The organism is Paenarthrobacter sp. CM16, assembly GCF_013179505.1.
GTDB lineage: Bacteria > Actinomycetota > Actinomycetes > Actinomycetales > Micrococcaceae > Arthrobacter.
On record NZ_JABMCX010000533.1, the window covers coordinates 1 to 1,396 of the forward strand.

Annotated in this window: 2 protein-coding genes and 1 pseudogene; all 3 read left to right on the forward strand. The window is 64.3% G+C overall.

Going from position 1 to position 1,396, the window contains the following annotated elements:
* Positions 1-292: pseudogene (locus tag HP499_RS24240) on the forward strand (DUF1772 domain-containing protein); the annotation flags it as partial.
* A complete protein-coding gene (locus HP499_RS24245; RefSeq protein ID WP_309138446.1) occupies positions 289-771 on the forward strand; it encodes a hypothetical protein in 483 nt (160 codons plus the stop codon). The pseudogene HP499_RS24240 and the gene HP499_RS24245, both read left to right, overlap by 4 nt.
* Positions 768-1,396: patatin-like phospholipase family protein (locus HP499_RS24250; RefSeq protein ID WP_309138447.1), on the forward strand; the 629-nt coding region annotated here is incomplete at its 3' end. The genes HP499_RS24245 and HP499_RS24250, both read left to right, overlap by 4 nt.

Sequence of the window (1,396 nt, forward strand, 5' to 3'; positions counted from 1 at the left end):
GTTCATCTCCGGCGGCATCCTGGTCTGGTCCGAGTGGGGCACTATCCGCGTCATCCCCGCCGCCATCTGCCTGCTGGGAATCATCGTCCTGACCTGGGTGGGGCAAGGGATCATCATCCCCATCAACGTCCGGATACGCGGCGGCGACTTCGCTGACGACACCGAACTGAGGTCATTGCTCAAACGCTGGATGATGCTCAACGACATCCGCTTCTACGTCTCCACCCTGACCTGGGCCGCCATGGTGTGGCTCCTGGTAGACCGCGGCCGGCTACTGGAGTCATACGCGTGAGCGCCCACCAGCCCACCCAATCCGGGCGTCCGGCACCATCCCGGAAAACACACCCGCCGGGCACCCTCGCCTGGGCCCTCGCCGATCCCCTCCGTGCGGTCCTGGCAGCTATTGCCATCATCACCGTCCTGACCGGAGCCGTGCAGGTCCCTTTCGGCGGGCAAGTCCTCCAACTCATCGGCGCGGACTCCACCCCCGAAACCCGCCAACTCTTCGGCACTGTGGGCATGTTCATGGTGGTAGTGGGAGGACTCCTCCTCCATACCCTGCTCAACGACGTCCCCTCCCCCGAAGTGGTGCTGTGGTCCGGTCTGCAGAAAACAGGAGCCTTCGGGGCGGTGGGCATCGGCGTCCTCAACGGCGTCTTCGCCCCCGTTGCCCTGCTGGTTGCCTTCTTTGACCTTGCAACAGGGATACTGCTCTTCATCTATTGGCGCCGGATCAGCGCAGCACCAGCCAACATCGGGCTGACAGGGTGAAACACACCACAAAGCGCTCACTGGTCCTCGCCGGCGGCGGCATGCGGGTGGCCTGGCAGGCCGGCGTAGTGAAAGCGCTCACGGAGGAAGGCCTGGAATTCCAGCACGTCGATGGCACCTCCGGCGGGATCCTCACGGCCGGCATGATGCTCTCCGGCGTTTCACCGGATGAGATGTGCACCCGCTGGTCAGGCGTTGACGTCAAGGACTTCGGATCGGCTTTGCCTTTGGGCGACTACCTCAAGGGCCCTTGGTCGTTACCCGCCGTGGGCGACGCCGACGGTATCCTCGGCAAAGTCTTCCCCGCCCTGGGCATCCACGACGCCACCATCCGTGCCCGGGCAACCCAACCGGACGCCGTCGAGGGCTCCTTTAACGTGGTGGAGTTCACCGAAAAGCGCTGCCACGCAATCGACGCCGCGGACATTGACGCCGGGCTCATGGCTGCAGGCATGTCACTTCCGATTTTCCTGACCCCGTTGCGTCGGGACGGAAAGGTGTGGACCGACGCCGTCTGGATCAGGGATGCCAACGTGGCCGAAGCCCTGCGGCGTGGTGCAGAGGAAGTATGGCTGATCTGGTGCATCGGTAACACGCCGTATTGGGGCGACGGGCCGTTGGAACA